At 41.9% G+C, this 470-nt stretch carries 2 rRNA genes; both read right to left on the bottom strand.

The features are described 5' to 3' along the window. Positions 1-82 (bottom strand): 23S ribosomal RNA (locus tag BAA9072_RS23960); the annotation flags it as partial. Between the two features lie 323 nt (positions 83-405). After that, positions 406-470 (bottom strand): 16S ribosomal RNA (locus BAA9072_RS23955); the annotation flags it as partial.

The raw sequence follows: 470 nt of genomic DNA, 5'->3' as shown, positions 1-470 counted from the left end.
CCCAAAGCATATCGGTGTTAGTCCCGTCCTTCGTCGGCTCCTAGTGCCAAGGCATCCACCGTGCGCCCTTCATAACTTAACCTAAATTTTGCTTTATCAGCTTCGAATCTCTTCGTCAGCTTCAGTCATTCACATCCTCACGCACGCTAAGTGCGCTCCGGTGTTCACTCCTTCGCTTCCTCGACCTTCTCGCTGCTAAATCAAAATTTGATCACTTACTAATTAAGGTTTAAAACCTAAAATGGCGATACTCGGTAATTTCTTGACTATCAATTTATCTTTATCTAGTTTTCAAAGAACAAACACAAATTATCATCTCGCAAGAGATAAAAAAATGTTTTGATGGTTGAACCATCAAAACTGAACAAAACTTCGACTGTCAAACGTTTAGTAAATCTTCCTTAGAAAGGAGGTGATCCAGCCGCACCTTCCGATACGGCTACCTTGTTACGACTTCACCCCAATCATCT

Source organism: Rossellomorea arthrocnemi (assembly GCF_904424705.1).
In the GTDB taxonomy this organism is placed as follows: domain Bacteria; phylum Bacillota; class Bacilli; order Bacillales; family Bacillaceae_B; genus Rossellomorea; species Rossellomorea arthrocnemi.
This window is presented reverse-complemented; position numbering and strand designations above follow the sequence as displayed.